The 19,132-nt window shown below is 69.4% G+C and carries 17 protein-coding genes and 1 pseudogene; 11 read left to right on the top strand and 7 right to left on the bottom strand.

Annotated elements, in window-relative coordinates:
• Nucleotides 1–421: 421 nt before the first annotated feature.
• Together ACIOKD_RS34415 and ACIOKD_RS34410 are read left to right on the top strand one after the other, a co-directional pair.
• Nucleotides 422–2,212 (top strand): glycosyltransferase family 2 protein, encoded by a 1,791-nt coding sequence (locus tag ACIOKD_RS34415; RefSeq protein ID WP_402091922.1) that lies wholly within the window; start codon nucleotides 422–424, stop codon nucleotides 2,210–2,212.
• Between the two features lie 3 nt (nucleotides 2,213–2,215).
• On the top strand, nucleotides 2,216–4,216 hold the full coding sequence (locus ACIOKD_RS34410; protein WP_402091806.1) for a galactose oxidase-like domain-containing protein: 2,001 nt from the start codon (nucleotides 2,216–2,218) through the stop codon (nucleotides 4,214–4,216).
• 89 nt (nucleotides 4,217–4,305) lie between these two features.
• Here the strand turns inward: ACIOKD_RS34410 and ACIOKD_RS34405 are convergent, their stop codons facing one another.
• The gene (locus tag ACIOKD_RS34405) at nucleotides 4,306–5,355 is read right to left on the bottom strand and encodes a glycoside hydrolase family 6 protein (protein ID WP_402091804.1); all 1,050 of its coding nucleotides are present in this window, start codon (nucleotides 5,353–5,355) and stop codon (nucleotides 4,306–4,308) included.
• Nucleotides 5,356–5,475: 120 nt separating this feature from the next.
• A complete protein-coding gene (locus ACIOKD_RS34400; protein WP_402091803.1) occupies nucleotides 5,476–6,459 on the bottom strand; it encodes a DUF5937 family protein in 984 nt (327 codons plus the stop codon).
• Nucleotides 6,460–6,557: 98 nt separating this feature from the next.
• Between ACIOKD_RS34400 and ACIOKD_RS34395 the strand changes: the two genes are divergently transcribed.
• The 4 genes from ACIOKD_RS34395 to ACIOKD_RS34380 all read left to right on the top strand — a co-directional run bounded on the left by ACIOKD_RS34395 (nucleotide 6,558) and on the right by ACIOKD_RS34380 (nucleotide 10,780).
• On the top strand, nucleotides 6,558–7,910 hold the full coding sequence (locus ACIOKD_RS34395; protein WP_402091802.1) for an MFS transporter: 1,353 nt from the start codon (nucleotides 6,558–6,560) through the stop codon (nucleotides 7,908–7,910).
• Between the two features lie 69 nt (nucleotides 7,911–7,979).
• Nucleotides 7,980–8,489, top strand: coding sequence for a MarR family winged helix-turn-helix transcriptional regulator (locus ACIOKD_RS34390; protein WP_402091801.1), 510 nt, complete (start codon nucleotides 7,980–7,982; stop codon nucleotides 8,487–8,489).
• A gap of 65 nt (nucleotides 8,490–8,554) precedes the next feature.
• Nucleotides 8,555–8,893: a DUF3817 domain-containing protein gene (locus tag ACIOKD_RS34385; protein WP_189773405.1), complete on the top strand. Its 339-nt coding sequence runs from the start codon at nucleotides 8,555–8,557 to the stop codon at nucleotides 8,891–8,893.
• Nucleotides 8,894–9,079: 186 nt separating this feature from the next.
• Nucleotides 9,080–10,780, top strand: coding sequence for a methylmalonyl-CoA mutase (locus ACIOKD_RS34380; RefSeq protein ID WP_402091800.1), 1,701 nt, complete (start codon nucleotides 9,080–9,082; stop codon nucleotides 10,778–10,780).
• Nucleotides 10,781–10,808: 28 nt separating this feature from the next.
• Here ACIOKD_RS34380 and ACIOKD_RS34375 read toward each other — a convergent pair whose 3' ends face one another.
• The 3 genes and pseudogenes from ACIOKD_RS34375 to ACIOKD_RS34365 form a co-directional block, all read right to left on the bottom strand.
• Complete coding sequence (locus ACIOKD_RS34375) at nucleotides 10,809–11,042, bottom strand: DUF397 domain-containing protein (protein ID WP_402091799.1); 234 nt, start codon at nucleotides 11,040–11,042, stop codon at nucleotides 10,809–10,811.
• Nucleotides 11,043–11,053: 11 nt separating this feature from the next.
• The gene (locus tag ACIOKD_RS34370; RefSeq protein ID WP_402091921.1) at nucleotides 11,054–11,704 is read right to left on the bottom strand and encodes a DUF5753 domain-containing protein; all 651 of its coding nucleotides are present in this window, start codon (nucleotides 11,702–11,704) and stop codon (nucleotides 11,054–11,056) included.
• Nucleotides 11,705–11,743: 39 nt separating this feature from the next.
• Nucleotides 11,744–11,899: pseudogene (locus ACIOKD_RS34365) on the bottom strand (helix-turn-helix domain-containing protein); the annotation flags it as partial.
• Nucleotides 11,900–12,081: 182 nt separating this feature from the next.
• On the opposite strand from ACIOKD_RS34365, the gene ACIOKD_RS34360 reads away from it, so the two are divergent.
• Nucleotides 12,082–12,489 carry an ATP-binding protein gene (locus ACIOKD_RS34360; protein ID WP_402091798.1) on the top strand — a complete coding sequence of 136 codons (408 nt, stop codon included), beginning with the start codon at nucleotides 12,082–12,084 and terminating at the stop codon, nucleotides 12,487–12,489.
• Between the two features lie 9 nt (nucleotides 12,490–12,498).
• On the opposite strand, the gene ACIOKD_RS34355 is transcribed toward ACIOKD_RS34360, so the two are convergent.
• Nucleotides 12,499–13,122 (bottom strand): TetR/AcrR family transcriptional regulator, encoded by a 624-nt coding sequence (locus tag ACIOKD_RS34355; RefSeq protein WP_402091796.1) that lies wholly within the window; start codon nucleotides 13,120–13,122, stop codon nucleotides 12,499–12,501.
• Between the two features lie 274 nt (nucleotides 13,123–13,396).
• Here ACIOKD_RS34355 and ACIOKD_RS34350 point away from each other — a divergent pair, with 274 nt between their 5' ends.
• The 4 genes from ACIOKD_RS34350 (at nucleotide 13,397) to ACIOKD_RS34335 (ending at nucleotide 17,624) form a co-directional block, all read left to right on the top strand.
• Nucleotides 13,397–14,386: a tetratricopeptide repeat protein gene (locus ACIOKD_RS34350; RefSeq protein ID WP_402091795.1), complete on the top strand. Its 990-nt coding sequence runs from the start codon at nucleotides 13,397–13,399 to the stop codon at nucleotides 14,384–14,386.
• 621 nt (nucleotides 14,387–15,007) lie between these two features.
• Nucleotides 15,008–15,643 carry a DUF6230 family protein gene (locus ACIOKD_RS34345; protein WP_402091793.1) on the top strand — a complete coding sequence of 212 codons (636 nt, stop codon included), beginning with the start codon at nucleotides 15,008–15,010 and terminating at the stop codon, nucleotides 15,641–15,643.
• A 117-nt stretch (nucleotides 15,644–15,760) separates the two neighbouring features.
• Nucleotides 15,761–16,312 (top strand): DUF6114 domain-containing protein, encoded by a 552-nt coding sequence (locus ACIOKD_RS34340; RefSeq protein WP_402091791.1) that lies wholly within the window; start codon nucleotides 15,761–15,763, stop codon nucleotides 16,310–16,312.
• Nucleotides 16,302–17,624 (top strand): hypothetical protein, encoded by a 1,323-nt coding sequence (locus tag ACIOKD_RS34335; protein WP_402091790.1) that lies wholly within the window; start codon nucleotides 16,302–16,304, stop codon nucleotides 17,622–17,624. Before ACIOKD_RS34340 ends, ACIOKD_RS34335 begins: the two co-directional genes overlap by 11 nt.
• Nucleotides 17,625–17,702: 78 nt before the next feature.
• On the opposite strand, the gene pyk is transcribed toward ACIOKD_RS34335, so the two are convergent.
• Complete coding sequence (gene pyk, locus ACIOKD_RS34330) at nucleotides 17,703–19,121, bottom strand: pyruvate kinase (protein WP_402091788.1); 1,419 nt, start codon at nucleotides 19,119–19,121, stop codon at nucleotides 17,703–17,705.
• Between the last annotated feature and the right edge of the window lie 11 nt (nucleotides 19,122–19,132).

The following is a 19,132-nucleotide window of genomic DNA, read 5'->3' as shown; positions in this document are numbered from 1 at the left end:
GGGGCCGGTCCCGACCGCGGGCCGGCGGGATTCCCCGCGCCCTGGACGGCGCGCGGCGCTGCTGGTCCAGTCCCACCCGCGGCCGTGGGGGTGGGCCGCGCAGTTCCCCGCGCCCCTGAAAGGCCGCGCGGAGCTGCGGGCCCTATTTCTGACTGGCGCCCCGGTGGGGGCTGATCGCGCAGTTCCCCGCGCCCCCAAAACGGCCACCAGCGCCCAGCCCCACACGCCCCGGCACCCGACCCCGGTTCCGAGGGGCGCGGGGAACTGCGCACCCAGCCCCACGCGGCCCGCACCCGGCAAGTGCCCCCCGCCCCACCGCCGGAGGCAACACCCACCTGGACCCCCTCCGTTCGACACGCCGACGTAATGCCACTTTTGTGTGGGTATCGGCTTGTTCGATCACTGGGCACTGGAGGGCGCTGTGCGGCCGGAGGGCTACGACTACGACACCCACAGCAGGTTGGCCGGACCGCTCACGGAGCCGTCCGGCTCGGCCTACCGGGTGCAGTACACCAAGCTCCTGTCGAGCGAGCCGCACCGAATACGAGCCGTCCTGCTCATGACGCTCGCCCCGGTGCTCACAGGACTGCTCCTGGTCTACCTGGTGTGGCCCACCCACTGGGTGGAGCGCGAGGGCGGCGCCCGCTGGCTGGTAGGACTCGACATCACGATGCTCGTGGCGATCGGCCTCATCGAGCTCTTCATGGTCGTCAACGTGGTCTCCATCGCCCACGCGACGATGGTGGCCAGAGATCCCGTTCCCGTCACCCCTGCCGAAGGAACCCGGGTCGCCTTCCTGACCACCTTCGTCCCCGGCAAGGAACCGCTCTCGATGGTCCGCGCCACCCTCGAAGGGGCCGTCAAGGTCACCCACCCCGGCCCGCTCGACGTCTGGCTCCTGGACGAGGGGAACGACGAGCAGGCGAAGGCGCTGTGCGAAGAGCTCGGCGTGCGGCACTTCACGCGGCACGGTGTTCCCGAGTGGAACAGGGCCAAGGGTGTCCACAAGACCCGTACCAAACACGGCAACTACAACGCGTGGATCGCGATGCACGGCGGCGAGTACGACTTCTTCGCCTCCGTCGACACGGACCACGTCCCGCTCCCGGAGTTCCTGGAACGGATGATGGGCTACTTCCGCGACCCGGACGTCGCCTTCGTCGTCGGCCCGCAGGTGTACGGCAACTACACCACTCCCGTCACCAAGGCGGCCGAGTCCCAGCAGTTCCTCTTCCACGCCCTGATCCAGCGCGCCGGCAACCGCTACCGCGCGCCCATGTTCGTCGGCACCAACAACGTCGTACGGATCGCGGCCGTCAGGCAGGTCGGCGGCCTGTACGACTCCATCACCGAGGACATGGCCACCGGTTTCGAGATGCACCGGCACAAGAACCCGAGGACAGGCCACCACTGGGAGTCCGTCTACACCCCTGACGTACTCGCCGTCGGTGAGGGCCCCGCCTCCTGGACCGACTTCTTCACCCAGCAGATGCGCTGGTCGCGAGGCACCTACGAGACGCTGTTCAAGCAGTACTGGAAGGCACCCTTCTCGATGCCGCCCGGCCGGCTCTTCTCGTACACGCTGATGCTCGTCTACTACCCGATGACGGCCGTCAACTGGCTGCTGGGCATCCTCAGCTGCGTCCTGTTCCTGTGCTTCGGGGCGTCCGGCACTCAGGTCTCGGCCTCCATGTGGCTGATGCTCTACAGCGACGCGGCCGCACTCCAGGTCGGTCTGTATCTGTGGAACCGGCGGCACAACGTCTCCCCGCACGAACCGGAGGGTTCCGGTGGTCTGGCGGGTATGGCGATGTCGGCTCTTTCCGCGCCCATCTACCTCAAGTCCCTCGGCGCGGCCCTGATCCGTCGTCCCAGCAGGTTCGTCATCACCCCCAAGGGCGGCGACACCAGCCCCGACCGTGTCGCGACCTTCCGTATCCATCTCTTCTGGGCGGCGGTCCTGACGTCGTCACTGGTCGCGTCGTTCGTGCTCGACCACACCCACGCGGCCATGCGTACCTGGGCGGTCCTCGCGCTGGCCATCTCCCTCTCCCCGGTAGCCGTGTGGACCGCCACCCGTGCCAGGGCCCGCAGGGCGGGCAGGCATCTCGTGCCCACCGTCCGGATCGCCGAGGCCGCCGAGCCCGCCCCTGCCCTCGCGGGCAGCGCCGCCGCCGGAACGGTCTCCAGCAGTACGACAGGAGGTAGCTAGGCCATGGCCCACCGGCCCTTGAAGAAGGCGTCAGTGACGAACGCGTCACTGAGGAAGACGCTTTCGAAGAAGACCCAGAAGCGGCTGCTCGGCGTCGGCGGCGTCGCTCTGCTCGCCGGACTCAACGCGCCGGCCGCCATCGGCTTCGCCTCGGAGCAGTACTACGAGTACAAGATCGCCCAGCCCGGCTACCAGGCGAAGTACGGCTCGTGGAAACAGCTCGGCATCCCCGAGGAGTTCCGCACCAACGCCATCCACGCGGCGCTCCTGCACACCGGCAAGGTGCTGATCGTCGCGGGCTCCGGCAACGAGCAGAAGAAGTTCGACAAGGGGTCCTTCGACACGATCCTGTGGGACCCGAAGACCGACACCTTCAAGAAGATCGCCACACCGGCCGACTTCTTCTGCGCCGGACACGCCCAACTGCCCAGCGGCCGCATGCTCGTGGCCGGCGGCACGGCCCGCTACGAACTGCTCGACGGCGAGGTCGAGCGGGCCGGCGGCGGTATGCGCGTGAAGAACGAGAACCCGGACAGAACCATCGCCCTCAAGAAGGGCACCCGTTTCCGCTCGCCCTCCGGCGTCGAGTACGTCAGCCGTTTCGACGTCACCGTGCCCAAGGCCAAGCGCACCCAGCAGATCACCTACAACAAAGCCGGCGTCATGCAGCCCTGGAAGACGAAGGTCAAGGCGAGCGAGGCCCGGGTCTTCGTCGAGGCCACCGAGGACGGCCCGGTCCCCGTCACGGACAAGCGCGCCCAGTACGAGATCCTCGGTCTCAAGGGCAAGGACGCCGACAACACGTACGGCCTCTCCGAGAAGATCACCATGGAGAAGCAGGACTTCCAGGGGATCAGGGCCGCCTACGAGTTCGACCCGACGGCGGAGAAGTACGTGCCCGTCGAGCCGATGGACAAGGCCCGCTGGTACCCGACGCTCGTCGGACTCCAGGACGGGAAGGTGCTCGCGGTCTCCGGACTCGACGACGTCGGCGTCATCGACCCCGGGGACAACGAGATCTACGACCCGAGGACGAAGAAGTGGAAGCCAGGCCCCAAGCGCTACTTCCCCACCTATCCGGCCCTCTTCCTCACCAAGGGCGGCAAGCTCTTCTACCCGGCCTCGAACGCCGGTTACGGGCCCGCCGAACTCGGCCGCGACGCGGGTCTGTGGGACCTGCGGACCAACAGGTTCCAGAAGGTGCCCGGCCTGAGCGACCGGGACACCACGGAGACCTCGGCCTCGCTCCTGCTGCCTCCCGCCCAGGACCAGAAGGTGATGATCCTCGGCGGCGGAGGGGTCGGTGAGTCCAAGAAGTCGACCTCGCGCACGGCCGTCGTCGACCTCAAGAAGGCGAACCCCGTCTTCGAGGACGGCCCCGACCTGCCGCAGGGCACCCGCTATCTGAACAGCGTGATCATGCCGGACGACTCGGTGTTCACGTCCAACGGTGCCAGGGACTACCGCGGGCGCGGCGCCAGCAACATCCACAAGGCGCAGTTCTACGACCCGAAGTCCAACTCGTTCCGCCAGGCCGCCTCGCCGAAGGTCGGCCGCAACTACCACTCCGAGGCGCTCCTGCTGCCCGACGGCCGGATCGCCACCTTCGGCTCCGACCCGCTCTTCGACGACCAGCAGAACACCAAGCTCGGCCACTTCGAGCAGCGCATGGAGATCTTCACCCCGCCCGCCCTGCACAGACACGGCAAGAGCCGCCCCGTCCTCGGCGACGGACCGCAGGAGGTGGACGGCGAGGGCCGCGCCACCTTCGCGACCCGGCACCCGGACAAGGTCGTGAACGCCCGGTTGATGCGGCCCAGCGCGGTCACGCACACCACGGACGTCGAGCAGCGGTCCATCGCGCTGGGGATCACCAGGAGCAAGGACTCGGTGACCGTGGACGTACCGAAGGACCGGACGCTGGTGCCGCCCGGCTGGTACATGCTGTTCGTGTCGGACGCGGAAGGGACACCGTCCGAGGCGAAGTGGGTCCAGGTCAAGTGACGGCTGACGTGCTGACGTCCTGTCGTACGGTCGTACGGTCGTGCTGACGGTTCGACGGGTGGACCGGCGGCCCGCTGCTACCGAGTGGCCTACTGGGGCTTGGAGTTGCGGGCCAGTCCCAGGGCGTAGTCCGCCCACCACTGCCCGGCCGCGGGGCCCCCGCGGCACTGCCCGTCCGACTCCCCGGGCCGCTTGATCCACAGGTAGGCGTCCACGACCGGGTCGCCGGTGTCGGTGGTGGGCGGGGTGCCGAGCGCCCGGCCCGGCGGGTTGCACCAGGCCTGCGCGCGGTCGCCCCGCAGCGGGCCGTTGCCGTTGCGGCTGGTGTCCACCACGAAGTGCTTGCCGCCGAGGGCCTGCGAGAGACGGCGGCCGTACTCCTTGGTGATCGCGTCCGTCTGGAAGTTGGAGACGTTCAGGGCGAACCCGTCGGCGTTCGCGACACCGGCCCGCCCGAGGGGTTCCACGAGCTTCTGCGGCTCCTGGATCCAGTCCGGGTTGCCCGCGTCCAGGTACACCTTCGTGTTCGGCTGCTCCTTCAGCCGCACGATCGCCTCGGAGAGCAACTGCTCGCGCTGCGCGTGGTACTCGCCCGGTGTGCAGCCGTCCACGATGTGGGCGACCGCGTCGGGCTCAAGGACGACCAGCGCGGGACTGTCGCCCAGGGCCCGCGCGAACCGGTCGATCCAGTCCCGGTAGGCGTCTCCGTCGTGCGCCCCGCCCGCCGAGTGCTGACCGCAGTCGCGGTGCGGGATGGCGTACGCGACGAACACGGGCGTACGCCCTTCCCCGGCCGCCGCCCGTGTCGCCTCCCTGATCCTCGGCTCGGGGTGGTCACCGGCCGGCCACAGCGCCGCGGGGCGGTCCGCGATGCGCTTGAGCAGCCGGGCGTCGTTCTCCCTGCCCTGCCGCTCCCACGCCCGGGCCTGCCGGGCGGCGGGGCTCTGCGGGTCGATCCAGAACGGGGAACCGGCGGCGGGGCTCGCCTGCGCGCCGGTCTGCCGGGCGAGGGCGGCCGGGCCGCCCTCGGACGGGGACGAGCAGCCCGTCACGAGTCCCAGCGCGGCGGACGCGGCGGACGCGGCGAAGACGGCGAGCGCCGCGCGGGTACGGGTGCGGGTACGGGTCGGCCGGAACATCCTGCCCCCTTGGGCGAAGGTGACCGTCAGTGACGGTTTTCCGGCCATCGTGACATAGCGGATCTATCGGGCACTGGTGCGACACCGCGAGCCCATGAGCCCTCGCCCCCTGTCGGTCCGTCAGACCCCGCCCGAGGCCAGCGCGATGCCGAGCGGCGTCCTCTCATACAGCACCTGGTGTCCGTACCGGTGCGAGACGAGCAGGCCGGCGTCACGCAGCGCCGACAGATGCGCGGAGACGGACGAGGGCGCGAGGCCGAGGCGGTGCGCGAGGGCCGTGGTGGCGGTGGGTTCCGCCAGCGCGGCCAGCACGGCTGCCCGGCCCCGGCCCAGCAGCCGTACCAGGGCTTCGGGGGTGCGGTCGGACGGTTCGGCCCACAGGCCCCCGATGCCCCGCGCCGGGTAGACCAGCGCAGGCTGCCAGGGCGGGTCGAAGCCGCTCACCACGTCCGGCCAGGTGAAGACGCTGGGCATCAGCACCAGCCCCCGGCCGCCCAGTTCGCGTACGTGCTCGCCGCGTGAGTCGACCGTGAGCCTGCCCGCGTCCCAGGCGACCCGCCGGTCCAGTTCGGGGAGCAGTCCGGCGAGGCCCACCTCGGCGAGACGACGGGAGTGGAAGGCGATGTCGGCCTCCAGGAGGGCCCGGAGCCTCGGCCAGGCGGGTTCCACCAGGGTGTGCCAGGCCGCCTCCATCGTGTCCGCCAGCTCCCGCACCGCACGGGCGGGGTCGGCGAGCATCGCCCGGCCGGCCGGGGACTCGGTGGCGCCCGGGGTGTCCGCGAGGGAGAGCGCCAGCTCGGCCCGCGCGACCTTCGGACCCGTGCCGCGCACGGCGGCGATCTCCTCCTCGAAGGTGGCCGCCGGCCCGATCGGAGGCGGCATCAGACAGTCCGGGCTGTTCCCGCGCTGCGGCATCAGCAGCCACAGGGGCTCCAGGTCCAGCTCGGCCGCCGCCGAACGGATGCGGCGCAGCCAGGCCGGGTGATAGCCCTGTCGCTCCGGGCGCCGCAGGGTGCGTACCGCCTCGTGGGTCTCCCACAGGGGCGACAGCGCGAAACGGCAGTGGAGAAAGTCGTCCTCCCCGAAGTGGAGGTGGTACGGCATCACGCCTCCCGGGCGGGGGCCAGAAAGATTCGGCCTGAAAGATTCGGCCTGGACCGAAACTCTATGACCCCCGCCGCCGCCACGCGACGCTGCTGCCCATGCCGGAATCCACCCCAGACACCACTGCACAGACCACTCCACAGGTCACTCCACAAGCCGGGCCGGAGGCCGGGTCGGAAGCAGCGCGGACCGAGCAGGTCTCCCGCGACGCGCGGGGGAGCGGGTACGGCCGGGCCTTCGCCGTCAGGGAGTTCCGGGTCGTCTTCGCCGCGCACGCGCTGTCCCTGCTGGGCGTCGTCGTCAGCGAGATCGCCCTGACCGTGCTCGTGTACGAGCTGACGGGATCACCGCTGCTCAGCGCACTGGCCTTCGCGCTGGGCTTCCTGCCGTACCTCGTGGGCGGGACGCTGCTGTCCGGAGTGGCCGACCGGTTCCCGGCCCGGCGGGTACTCGTCGGGTGCGACCTCGTGTGCGCCGGATGCGCGGCGCTGATGGCCCTGCCGGCCACCCCCGTCGCCGCCCTGCTCGCCCTGCGGTGCGCCATCGCGGCCGTCTCGCCGGTGTTCAGCGGCACTCGGATGGCCACGCTGACGGAGATCCTCGGGGACGGCGACCTCTTCGTGCTGGGCCGCTCCCTGCTGCGGATCGTGTCGCAGAGCGCGGTGCTCGTGGGCTTCGGCCTGGGCGGTGTCCTGCTGGCCTTCGTACCGCCGCGCGGCGCGCTGGTCATCACCTTCGGCACCTTCCTCGCCTCGGCGCTGCTGCTGCGCCTCGGCACCCGCCGCAGGCCCGCGCGGACCGGCGGCGGATCGCTGATGCGCTACTCGCTCGCCGGTACCCGGCAGGTCCTGGGCGACCGCCGCATCCGGGCGTTGCTCCTCCTGCTCTGGGTGCCGCCGATGTTCGTCGTCGCGCCGGAGGCACTGGCCGCCGCGTACGCGGACGAGGTCGGCGTCGGCACGGTCTGGGTCGGGCTGCTGATGTGCGCGATGCCGGTCGGGACGATCGCGGGGGAGCTGTACGCGGGTGCCGCCCTGTCACCGGCGGCCCGCTCCCGGATCGTGCTGCCGCTCGCGGGCTGCGGTCTGCTGCCGCTGCTCGCCTACCCGTTCCATCCGGGCCTCGGCTGGATCCTGCTCGCGCTGCTGGTCGCCGGGTCCACGGGCGCGTACACGCTGGGGCTCGACCGCTGGTTCGTGGACGCCGTGCCGGAGGAGCTGCGCGGGCGGGCCATGACCGTGCACACGGCCGGTCTTATGACCATCCAGGGCGTGGGCATGGCGCTGGCCGGGGCGGCGGCCGAATTCTGGCCGGTCAGCGCGGTGGTGGGCGGGGTCGGTGCGCTCGGGACGGTGTGCTGCCTGCTGCTGGTGGCGGAGGTGCGGCGTACCGGGAGGAGGGCGGGGGCGGCCCCCGGGGCGGCGGGGCAGAAGGTCCGGGAAGAAGGGTGAGGAAGGGGGCGAATACCGAAAGGCGAGACGGGGCTGACCACGATATGACCGGCCGGTAGGGTCTTTGCCGTGCCGAAGCCGCTCAGCCTTGCCTTCGATCCCATCGCCCGAGCCGACGAACTCTGGAAACAGCGCTGGGGGTCCGTGCCGTCCATGGGCGCGATCACCTCGATCATGCGCGCGCACCAGATCCTCCTCGCCGAGGTCGACGCGGTCGTCAAGCCGTACGGGCTGACGTTCGCCCGGTACGAGGCGCTGGTGCTGCTCACCTTCTCCAAGGCCGGTGAGCTGACGATGTCCAAGATCGGCGAACGGCTGATGGTGCATCCGACGTCCGTGACGAACACGGTTGACCGGCTCGTACGGTCCGGGCTCGTCGACAAGCGGCCCAACCCCAACGACGGACGTGGCACCCTCGCCTCGATCACCGACAAGGGTCGCGAGGTCTGCGACGCGGCCACCCGCGACCTGATGGCGATGGACTTCGGGCTCGGGGCGTACGACGCCGAGGAGTGCCGGGAGATCTTCGCGATGCTGAGACCACTGAGGGTGGCGGCGCACGACTTCGACGAGGAGTGAGCCGCGGCACTAGGCGCGCGGGGGCGCCGGAAGATCGTGCGAAACCGGTGGTTACGCTCGTAGCCATGAAAAAGAGCGTGCTGACCCGCTACCGCGTCATGGCCTACGTCACCGGTGTCCTGCTGGTCCTGCTGGTCCTCGGGATGATCGGCAAGTACGTGCTCGACCTGGACGGCGCCGCGGACTTCACGCGTGTCGTCAGCGTCGCGCACGGCTGGCTGTACGTCGTCTACCTGGTCTTCGCCTTCGACCTGGGCTCCAAGGCGAAGTGGCCGGTGCCGAAGCTCCTGTGGGTGCTGCTCGCGGGTACGGTCCCCACCGCCGCCTTCTTCGTGGAGCGCAAGGTCAGCCGCGAGCTGGAGTCCAAGGTCACCGAGGACCCGGGCGCGGTCGCGAAGGCCTAGGCGGCCCCGTTCAAGGTCCTGCCGAGGCCCCGCGCAAGGTCCTGCCGAGGCCCCGCGCAAGGTCCTGCCGAGGCCCCGCGCAAGGTCCTGCTCAGGGTCCTGTCAACCGGGTGCCACCACCGCCACGGACGTATCCGTGGCGGTCTGCCATCGACATTTACTAGGACGTCCTAGTAAATTCGGGGTATGGACGCTGACGCCATCGAGGAGGGCCGCCGACGCTGGCAGGCCCGTTACGACGCTGCACGCAAGCGTGACGCCGACTTCAGTACGCTCTCCGGGGACCCCGTCGAACCGGTCTACGGACCGCGGCCCGGGGATGCCTACGAGGGGTTCGAGCGGATCGGCTGGCCCGGGGAGTACCCGTACACGCGGGGTCTCCACGCCACGGGCTACCGGGGGCGGACGTGGACCATCCGGCAGTTCGCCGGTTTCGGGAACGCCGAGCAGACCAACGGGCGCTACAAGACGATCCTCTCCAACGGCGGGGGCGGGCTCTCCGTGGCCTTCGACATGCCCACGCTCATGGGGCGCGACTCCGACGACCCACGCGCGCTCGGCGAGGTCGGCCACTGCGGGGTCGCGATCGACTCCGCGGCCGACATGGAGGTCCTGTTCAAGGACATTCCGCTCGGTGACGTGACGACGTCGATGACCATCAGCGGACCGGCCGTGCCGGTCTTCTGCATGTACCTGGTGGCCGCCGAACGGCAGGGCGTGGACCCGGCCCTGCTCAACGGCACGCTCCAGACCGACATCTTCAAGGAGTACATCGCACAGAAGGAGTGGCTCTTCGAGCCCGAACCGCATCTGCGGCTCATCGGCGACCTGATGGAGCACTGCGCGGCGAAGATCCCCGCGTACAAGCCGCTGTCGGTCTCCGGCTACCACATCCGCGAGGCCGGTTCGACGGCCGCGCAGGAGCTGGCGTACACACTTGCCGACGGCTTCGGGTACGTGGAGCTGGGGCTCAGCCGTGGCATGGAGGTCGACGTGTTCGCGCCCGGCCTCTCCTTCTTCTTCGACGCGCACCTCGACTTCTTCGAGGAGATCGCCAAGTTCCGGGCGGCGCGGCGGATCTGGGCGCGGTGGATGCGGGACGTGTACGGGGCCCGGTCGGACAAGGCGCAGTGGCTGCGGTTCCACACGCAGACCGCCGGTGTCTCGCTGACGGCCCAGCAGCCGTACAACAACGTGGTCCGTACGGCGGTCGAGGCGCTGGCCGCGGTGCTGGGCGGCAGCAACTCGCTCCACACGAACGCCCTGGACGAGACGCTGGCCCTGCCGTCCGAGCAGGCGGCGGAGATCGCGCTGCGCACCCAGCAGGTCCTGATGGAGGAGACCGGCGTCGCCAACGTCGCCGATCCGCTGGGCGGTTCCTGGTACGTCGAACAGCTCACCGACCGTATCGAGGCGGACGCGGAGAAGATCTTCGAGCAGATAAGGGAACGAGGCCTGCGGGCTCACCCCGACGGGCGGCACCCCATCGGGCCGATCACCTCCGGGATCCTGCGCGGGATCGAGGACGGGTGGTTCACCGGGGAGATCGCCGAGTCCGCGTTCCAGTACCAGCGGGCGCTGGAGAAGGGCGACAAGCGGGTCGTGGGGGTGAACGTCCACCACGGGTCGGTGACCGGTGACCTGGAGATCATGCGGGTCAGCCATGAGGTGGAGCGGGACCAGGTCCAGGAGCTGGGCGCGCGCCGGGCCGCGCGGGACGAGGCCGCTGTGCGGTCGTCCCTGGACTCCATGCTGGCCGCCGCGCGGGACGGGTCGAACATGATCGGCCCGATGCTGGACGCGGTGCGGGCGGAGGCCACACTCGGGGAGATCTGCGATGTCCTGCGCGACGAGTGGGGGGTGTACACGGAGCCGCCGGGGTTCTGAGAGGACGGGGCGGCTTCCGGCTGGTGCATCAGGATGCCGCACCGCTGTCCGCACGACCTGCTGCGTGTGGTGATTGTGGTGAGCGGGCTGCTTTCAGCGAGCGTATGAGGTGGCCCAGTCGGGCGGGCGTGGTGGCGATGACCTCGTCGGGGGTGTCGCTCTCGCGGAGGCGGAGGACTCCGTCGGGGGTGGCGGCGAGGTAGAGACAGTTGCCGGACTCGTCGCCGCTGAACGACGATTTCTGCCAGGTGAGGTGGGGCACCGCGGGCCTTTCTAAAAGTCGTACAGGAGATGCTGGATCAGCAGAAGGGAACCTGGAGCCGCCTGGGCCTCGGCCGTATCGGAGGGCGCGATCGGAGGGAGCGCGGACTCCGTCAACCGGCCGAAGAGGGTGCGGTATTGGGACAGCTGCTCCTGAGTGTCACGGTAGATCGGCTCGCTCGGATGTTCCAGTACGACCGTGGCCAGTTCCTCGACGACCGGCGGTCGCACGTACAGGAACGGAGTGCTGACACCCAGGAAGGTCCGTGCGCGGAACGGGAAGACCTGAATCGTCACGTTCGGCAGGCTCGACAGTTCGATGAGATGCAACAACTGCCTGCGCATGACGCTGGGGCCGCCGTAGTGCATGCGCAGGGCGGCCTCGTGGATCACGGCGTGTACGGCGGGCGCGTCGTCGCGCACGAGGATCCGCTGGCGCTCCAGCCTGAAGGCGATGGCGTCCTCGGTCGTGGCGTGTTTGGGCTTCACATCCCCGAACAGGGCCCGGATGTACTCCTCGGTCTGGAACAGGCCCGGGATGACCAGGGGCTCGTACGACCGCAGGCCGACCGCACCGGTTTCCAGTTCGGCGAGGTTGAGCGCGTGCCGGGTGATACGTCCCTGATAGGCGCTCCACCAACCCTTCCCACTGGACTCGGACATGGCGACCAAGGCTTCAATGTGCGGGGTAGAAATATGCCCGTAGTGCTCGCACAGCCTGCGGAGTCGTTCGGCGGCGATGGCGGTGCGACCAGCCTCGATGTTGCTCAGGAGCGGGGCTCTGAGCCCTGTCGCCGCAGCCGCATCATTCGTGCTGACTCCGCTGCGTTCGCGGGCTCTTCGCAGCTCGGCGCCCAAACGCCGCTGCCGGGCGCTGATCCTCGTCCGTAGTGCCAATGTTCGTCCCCTTGCTGGAAAATTGACGTCACTCGTTCGGGGATTTAGGTGCAAAAACTACTCCCCTCTATCTACTCTCAGTATCGCAACAAGCACACACCGTGTGCATCCGAGTTGCGCAACTTCCCTATGGCGGAGGCCTTATGAACAACGGGGACGACTGGGAGTACAGCATCAACCTCCCGCACCACCCCCTCGCCGTCGGCGTCGCCCGCGGCGCCCAGCGGCTGATGCTCCGTGCGCACGGGCTCGGTGAACTCAGCGCCACGGCAGAGCTGTTGGTCTCCGAGTTGGTCACCAACGCGCATGTGCACGCCCCCGGCCCGTCCTGCCTGCGGGTGAAGCGTTCGGGGAAGTGGCTGCGGCTCTCGGTGTGGGACACCAGCGGTGAGCCGCCTCGGATCAGTACGCCGAGCGCGGGCGTGGCCGCGGGCGCCGAAGGCGGGCGTGGGCTGGGGATCGTGGCGGAGCTGGCCGACCACTGGGGCCACTACCCCATGGGTCTGTCCCGCGCCGGCGGCAAGCTCGTCTGGTGCGAGCTGAACGGTTGACGACGGGGGTCAGGTGGCCGAGGCCGCGGTCAAGCCGTTCAGCAGAAGCCTGGTGAAGTCGCCGGCCCAGTCGGTGTCGACCGGCTTGGAACTCACCAGGCAGCGATGCACGACCGCGCCGGCGATCACGTCGAAGATCAGGTCCGTGCCGCGGGCGGCCGTCTCCGGGTCGTTCTCCACGGGCAGCTCCCCGCGGGCCTGGGCGCGGGCGCGGCCCTCCGTGACGAGGTGCTTCTGGCGGTCGACGATGGACGAGCGGATGCGGTCGCGCAGGGCGGTGTCGCCGGTCGACTCGGCGACCACCGCCATCAGCGCGGTCTTGGCCTCCGGGCGGCTCAGGATCGCCGCGAACTGGAGCACCACGATCTCGATGTCCGCGGCGAGACTCCCGCGGTCGGGCAGCTCCAGTTCGTCGAAGAGCGCCGCCACCGCGTCGACCACCAGCTCGTTCTTGCCCGCCCAGCGCCGGTAGAGCGTCGTTTTCGCGACACCCGCGCGGGTCGCCACGTCGCCCAGTGTCAGCCCCGACCAGCCCAGTTCCACGAGAGCCGCACGCGTCGCCGCCAGGATCGCCTCGTCGGCCTCGACGCTGCGCGGACGTCCCGTACGGGGGGCGGAACTGCGACTCTGCATGTCGGCGACCATATCCGGGCGTTCCGCTCAGGGGGATCCTGTGGACGGGTGAGGGAGATCACCGGATCGGGCTTCCCCCGGTCGTCCCGGGACAGTTACGCTACGGCTCGTAGCGAAAGCGCGATGCTGGAGCGCTGCGCGAGAGCGCGCGACCCGGCTCGTACGTGAGCGACGACCACGCGGCGCCAGGTGGGGACCCGGCGTCAGAAACACGTATCGGACTGGCTTTCACAGTGCTTTTCACTCAGGCCCGCGGAGGGGGGAGGATAGACGCATGCAGCCACGGAACATGTCCATGAGCGGAGTCGTCGACCTCGCCGCGGTGAAAGCGGCCCAGGAGGCCAAGGCGAAGGCGGAGCAGGCGCGCGCCGAAGCGGTACGGCAGGGGGGCGGGGCCGTTCCCGCCGTGTCCGCGTCGAGTCTCGTCATCGATGTGGATGAGGCGGGTTTTGAGCGGGACGTCCTGCAGCGCTCCACCGAGGTGCCGGTCGTCATCGACTTCTGGGCCGAGTGGTGCGAGCCGTGCAAGCAGCTCAGCCCGCTCCTGGAGCGGCTGACCGCCGAGTACAACGGCCGGTTCGTGCTCGCCAAGATCGACGTCGACGCCAATCAGATGCTGATGCAGCAGTTCGGGGTCCAGGGGATCCCGGCCGTCTTCGCGGTGGTGGCCGGCCAGGCCCTGCCGCTCTTCCAGGGCGCCGCTCCCGAGGCGCAGATCCGGGGCACCCTGGACCAGCTCGTCCAGGTCGCCGAGGAGCGGTTCGGGCTCACCGGCGTGACCGTGGACCAGAGTGCGCAGGACGCCGGGCGGGACGAGGCCGCCACGGCCCCCGAGGTTCCGGTCGGCCCGTACGACGCGCTGCTCGAAGCCGCCGTGCAGGCGCTGGACGCGGGTGACCTGGGCGGTGCGGTCCAGGCGTACAAGAACGTGCTGAGCGACGACCCGGGGAACACGGAGGCCAAGCTGGGCCTCGCCCAGGCCGAGTTGCTCCAGCGGGTGCAGGGCGTCGACCCCCAGCAGGTACGCAAGGAGGCCGCGGACCGGCCCGGTGACGTGCCCGCGCAGATCGCCGCCGCCGACCTGGACCTGGTGGGCGGTCATGTGGAGAACGCCCTGGGGCGGCTCGTCGACACCGTGGCGCGTACGGCGGGCGACGACCGCGAGGCGGCGCGCGTACGGCTGCTGGAGCTCTTCGAGGTCGTGGGCGGCGACGATCCCCGTGTGACGGCCGCGCGCAGGGCGCTGGCGCGCGCTCTGTTCTGACCAGTCGCTAAACGCCGCACCCGGTGATACCCGGGTGAAGGATTTGCCGACACAGTCACTTAGTGGCCGCGCTTTACCAAAACTTGGTAAACGCGGCCACTGTTACTGGGAGTAAGTCCACGGCGGTGATCTGTCGGATTCCGTCCAATCTTCGATCATTTTGTGACCTCCTTCGGGACCACCCTCGGTGTTCGGTCGATACCGGCAGGTCGTTGTTCGGTTATCCGGCCGTTACTAGCCAGTAACGAACCCCCTTGTGCGGGCGGCCAGAATGCACCACGATCGGCGACGCTCGGTCCATTGCCCTCCCCCGACAACCACTCGGGTCAGCGGGTTTTCTTGGGTCCCCACCGAGTAGGGGCGGCGGCAGTGGCGCCGGTCCTTGGACAGGGGGGTCTTCGCCGTTCTGGCGGAGCCTGTCCGGCAGGTTGTGCGTGAAGTGTTCAGGCGCGACCAGTGGTTGTCGCTCGGGGGTGATCGCCGGTGATCCGGGTGCGTTGCGCGCCTCCGGGTTCGGGCGCTCTCCTTCCCGAGGACGTAGCACTTCTCCCATCCCTGCCCGGCTGAGCCGCTGTCTGGCGGCGGCCAGGGCCGGAGATGTACGTCCGAGAAGGAGGAAATATGGAGTCCCAGGTGCGTGGCGGGACCAGATGGAAGCGGTTCGCCGTTGTCATGGTGCCCAGCGTGGCCGCCACGGCGTGCATAGGCATCGCCCTTGCACAAGGCGCTCTCGCCGCGTCGTTCAGCGTGTCGGGTCAGTCGTTCAAGGTGACGGCGGACAAGCTGGTCGGTACCGGCTTCTCGCAGTACGGAGCCATCGACCAGGGGTACACGCTCAAGGGCGACAAGACGGCGCACCCGGTCGCGGTGTCGGCGTTCGAGTCCGCCACGATCACGAACATGTGCCAGTCCGTGGTCACCCCGGATGTCCCGTTCCTCGGGTCCGTGTCCCTGACGCTGAATGCGGGCGGCAAGGGTCACGACCCGGTCGAGGCCAAGAAGCTCTACATCGACGTCGAGGACCTTGAGGCCGACGCGGTCTTCACCAACATCGACATCGGTGTTGCGGCCAAGGACGCCAGCAAGGGTCCGGGAATCGCCAAGGGTGACCAGGCGAACCCCTACGGTTTCGCGCAGCAGGCCGACAAGGCCGTGCTGACCGACGTGAAGCAGACGGCGTGGGCGACCACCGCCGGCACCTTCAAGCTCAGCGGTCTGAAGATGTCGCTGTCCAAGGGTGTCAAGGAGTGCTACTAAGCACTCCCTGGGTGGGTGAGGGAGCCTGTGCTGCCTCGCCCACCCGTCCCCCTGCTCGGTCCTACTGAGCAGTACGTGAACCTCTCACAGCAACGCCGTTCCAGGGAGCTGTTTTCCATGAGCGCCGAGACTCCTGCAGGGAATCCTGCCGCGCGCGGTCAAATCACCTACTGGCGGCTGCGGTTCCGTGTCTGGCGTGGTGGCCGTCCGTTCTGGGCCGGCCTGTTCATCCTGCTCGCGGGATTCCCGATCGCCTACTTCCCGTATGCGAACCTTCAGATCGGGCATCTCACGCTGGCCATGGCGACGACCGCGGGTGCCGGTTCGCTCATCATCGGAGTGCTCCTGGGTGTTCTCGGAATCAGCCTCTGGTACCAGAAGCACGTGCGGGTCTTCGCCGGTGTCGCGGCGATCCTGCTGGGGCTTGTCTCCATCCCCGTGTCGAACCTCGGTGGCTTCCTGATCGGCTTCCTGCTGGCCCTGATCGGCGGCGGGATGGCGGTCGCGTGGGTGCCGGGGGACGAGTCGGCCGCACGCCGGACCGGGACGGACCGTACGGACAAGGGAGGCGTTCCGCAGGCCGCGCCGGCCGACGGGACGAGCGAGCCGAACGATCTGTCAGGAACGAGCCCCACCAACGGGGCGAACGGGAGGCACAGTGCCGGCTGACGAGGTCCAATACGCGGACTCCGCGGGCGAGTCCCGTGAGAGAACCGGGCCGCGGCACGCAGCCCCCAGGAAACCTCTGTTCACCAGGCTGCACGTGCCCGCGGGCAAGGCGATAGCCATAGCGTCGATGCCGACCGCGATCCTCATGGGCATGGGGTTCACACCGACCCTCGCCCAGGCCGACGACAAGCCGTCGGCGAAGAACCTCACGATCGACGAGTACAAGGACTGCGTCGAGGCGCTGGACGACAGCGCCAAGGACGACAAGGACGCCAAGGACGACGAGGAGCAGGACGCGACGGCGACCCCGTCGCCCTCCGCCTCCGCCTCGGCCTCGGCGAGCGCTCCCGCCTCGGACGACGACTCCGCGGGCGACGGCTCGACGGGTGGTGGCTCTTCCTCGGATTCAGGTTCCGAGGACAAGCCCGACCCCACGCCGTCCGCCTCGACGAGCAAGCCGGCCGAGTCGGGGGGCGCGGCGTCCACGCCGACGCCCAGCCCCTCGCAGAGCAGCGGCAACGTCCTGGACGAGATCGGCGACGCGCTTGAGGACATCCTCACGCCCGGCGGGAAGGAGTCCGCGACCCCCACCGCGGAGCCGTCCGCCACGCCGAGTCCCTCGGCCACGAAGAGCGGCTCCGACCCGGTCGGCGATGTCGAGGACACCGTCAAGGACACGGCCGGCAAGGCCGAGGACACGGTCGAGGACGTGACCGGCACGGCGTCCGAGGCCGCGAAGGACGCCACGGAGAAGGCCGAGGACGCGGCCGGCGAGGCCACCGCCTCCCCGACGCCCAGCCCGTCCGCGAGTTCCACCACGGACCCGGACGACTGCCCGGCCGCCACGGACGACGAGAGCGGTGTCGAGCAGGGCATCCCCGCCCTTGCCGACGACCCGTGGATGCTGGAGGCCAGTTCCCTGACCCTCAAGGGCGCCGACTACCAGGGCATCGTCAAGGTGAAGACCGCCAACGGCTCGGTCAAGAAGGTCCTGAAGTACGTGATCTCCAACGGCACCGACATCGGCGACCTGCACCAGACGGTCGACGACAAGGACGCCGGGGTGCGCTACCACGTCCAGGCGGGCAGCGGCACGACGTCCACCATCAAGAACGGCAAGACGGTCATGTACACGGAGAGCATCTCCGGCAACCTGCTCGGTCTGATCCCGATCACGTTCGACCCGGAGAACCCTCCGCCGCTGAACATCCCGCTGATCTACTTCACGAAGGTGAAGGTCGTCCAGGCCGCCCAGTTCGGCGGAGACCTGACGATCCCCGGGATGAGGCAGTACAACACCCCGCTCGGCTAGGACGGTGTTCGGCACAAGGAACGGCTGAGGGCGCCCCCTGCGCGGCAGGGAGCGCCCTCAGCTGCGTACGGGAGGCGGTCAGCCGCCCAGGTGGTGTACGCGGACCATGTTCGTGGTGCCGGTGACGCCGGGAGGCGAGCCGGCGGTCATCACGACGATGTCGCCGTCGCTGAAGCGGTTGAGCTTGCGCAGCTCGCTGTCGACCAGTTCGATCATCTCGTCGGTGCTGTGCACGAACGGCACGACGTGCGACTCGACGCCCCAGCTCAGCGCGAGCTGGTTGCGGGTGCCCTCGTCCGTGGTGAACGCCTGGATCGGCTGGGCGGCGCGATAGCGGGAGAGGCGGCGCGCGGTGTCCCCGGACTTGGTGAAGGCCACCAGGCCCTTGCCGCCCAGGAAGTCCGCGATCTCGCACGCGGCACGGGCGACGGAGCCACCCTGCGTACGCGGCTTCTTGCCCGGCACGAGCGGCTGCAGGCCCTTGGAGAGCAGTTCCTCCTCGGCCGCGACGACGATCTTCGACATCGTCTTCACGGTCTCGATCGGGTACGCGCCGACGCTGGACTCGGCCGACAGCATGACCGCGTCCGCCCCGTCCAGGATCGCGTTGGCCACGTCGGACGCCTCGGCGCGCGTCGGGCGGGAGTTGGTGATCATCGACTCCATCATCTGGGTCGCGACGATCACCGGCTTGGCGTTGCGCCGACACAGCTCCACGAGGCGCTTCTGCACCATCGGGACCCGCTCCAGCGGGTACTCGACGGCCAGGTCGCCACGGGCCACCATGACGCCGTCGAAGGCCGCCACGACGGCCTCCATGTTCTCCACCGCCTGGGGCTTCTCCACCTTGGCGATGACGGGGACCCGGCGGCCCTCCTCGTCCATGATCTTGTGGACGTCGTTCACGTCGTGGGCGTCGCGCACGAAGGACAGGGCGACCAGGTCGCAGCCCATCTGCAGGGCGAAGCGCAGGTCGTCGACGTCCTTCTCGGACAGCGCCGGCACGTTCACGGCCGTACCGGGCAGGTTGATGCCCTTGTGGTCCGAGATGACGCCGCCCTCGATGACGATCGTCTTCACGTTCGGGCCGTCGATCTCGACGACCCGCAGCTCGACGTTGCCGTCGTTGATCAGGACCTGGTCGCCCTTGGAGACATCGCCCGGCAGACCCTTGTAGGTGGTGCCGCAGATCGACTTGTCGCCCGGGACGTCCTCGGTCGTGATGGTGAACTCGTCACCGCGCTCCAGCTCGACGGGACCCTCGGCGAAGGTCTCCAGCCGGATCTTCGGGCCCTGGAGGTCGGCCAGGACGCCGATGGCGCGCCCGGTCTCCCGAGCGGCGGAGCGGACCCGCTCGTAGCGGCCCTGGTGCTCGGCGTGGGAGCCGTGGCTGAAGTTGAAACGGGCCACGTTCATGCCGGCCTCGATCAGCGAGACGAGCTGTTCGTGGGAGTCGACGGCGGGACCGAGTGTGCAGACGATTTTGGAACGGCGCATGAGGGCGATCC

The organism is Streptomyces sp. NPDC087844 (assembly GCF_044742785.1).
Lineage (GTDB): Bacteria > Actinomycetota > Actinomycetes > Streptomycetales > Streptomycetaceae > Streptomyces.
The sequence above is the reverse complement of the archived record's forward strand: the minus strand, read 5'-3'. Positions and strand labels throughout refer to the sequence as shown.

Coding starts and splice junctions, on each gene's coding strand:
- ACIOKD_RS34395 (WP_402091802.1), top strand. CDS start 6,558: ATGCCGGAATCCACCCCAGACACCACTGCACAGACCACTCCACAGGTC.
- ACIOKD_RS34355 (WP_402091796.1), bottom strand. CDS start 13,122: ATGCAGAGTCGCAGTTCCGCCCCCCGTACGGGACGTCCGCGCAGCGTC.
- ACIOKD_RS34385 (WP_189773405.1), top strand. CDS start 8,555: ATGAAAAAGAGCGTGCTGACCCGCTACCGCGTCATGGCCTACGTCACC.
- ACIOKD_RS34360 (WP_402091798.1), top strand. CDS start 12,082: ATGAACAACGGGGACGACTGGGAGTACAGCATCAACCTCCCGCACCAC.
- ACIOKD_RS34400 (WP_402091803.1), bottom strand. CDS start 6,459: ATGCCGTACCACCTCCACTTCGGGGAGGACGACTTTCTCCACTGCCGT.
- ACIOKD_RS34350 (WP_402091795.1), top strand. CDS start 13,397: ATGCAGCCACGGAACATGTCCATGAGCGGAGTCGTCGACCTCGCCGCG.
- ACIOKD_RS34410 (WP_402091806.1), top strand. CDS start 2,216: ATGGCCCACCGGCCCTTGAAGAAGGCGTCAGTGACGAACGCGTCACTG.
- ACIOKD_RS34380 (WP_402091800.1), top strand. CDS start 9,080: ATGGACGCTGACGCCATCGAGGAGGGCCGCCGACGCTGGCAGGCCCGT.
- ACIOKD_RS34405 (WP_402091804.1), bottom strand. CDS start 5,355: ATGTTCCGGCCGACCCGTACCCGCACCCGTACCCGCGCGGCGCTCGCC.
- pyk (WP_402091788.1), bottom strand. CDS start 19,121: ATGCGCCGTTCCAAAATCGTCTGCACACTCGGTCCCGCCGTCGACTCC.
- ACIOKD_RS34370 (WP_402091921.1), bottom strand. CDS start 11,704: ATGTCCGAGTCCAGTGGGAAGGGTTGGTGGAGCGCCTATCAGGGACGT.
- ACIOKD_RS34340 (WP_402091791.1), top strand. CDS start 15,761: ATGAGCGCCGAGACTCCTGCAGGGAATCCTGCCGCGCGCGGTCAAATC.
- ACIOKD_RS34345 (WP_402091793.1), top strand. CDS start 15,008: ATGGAGTCCCAGGTGCGTGGCGGGACCAGATGGAAGCGGTTCGCCGTT.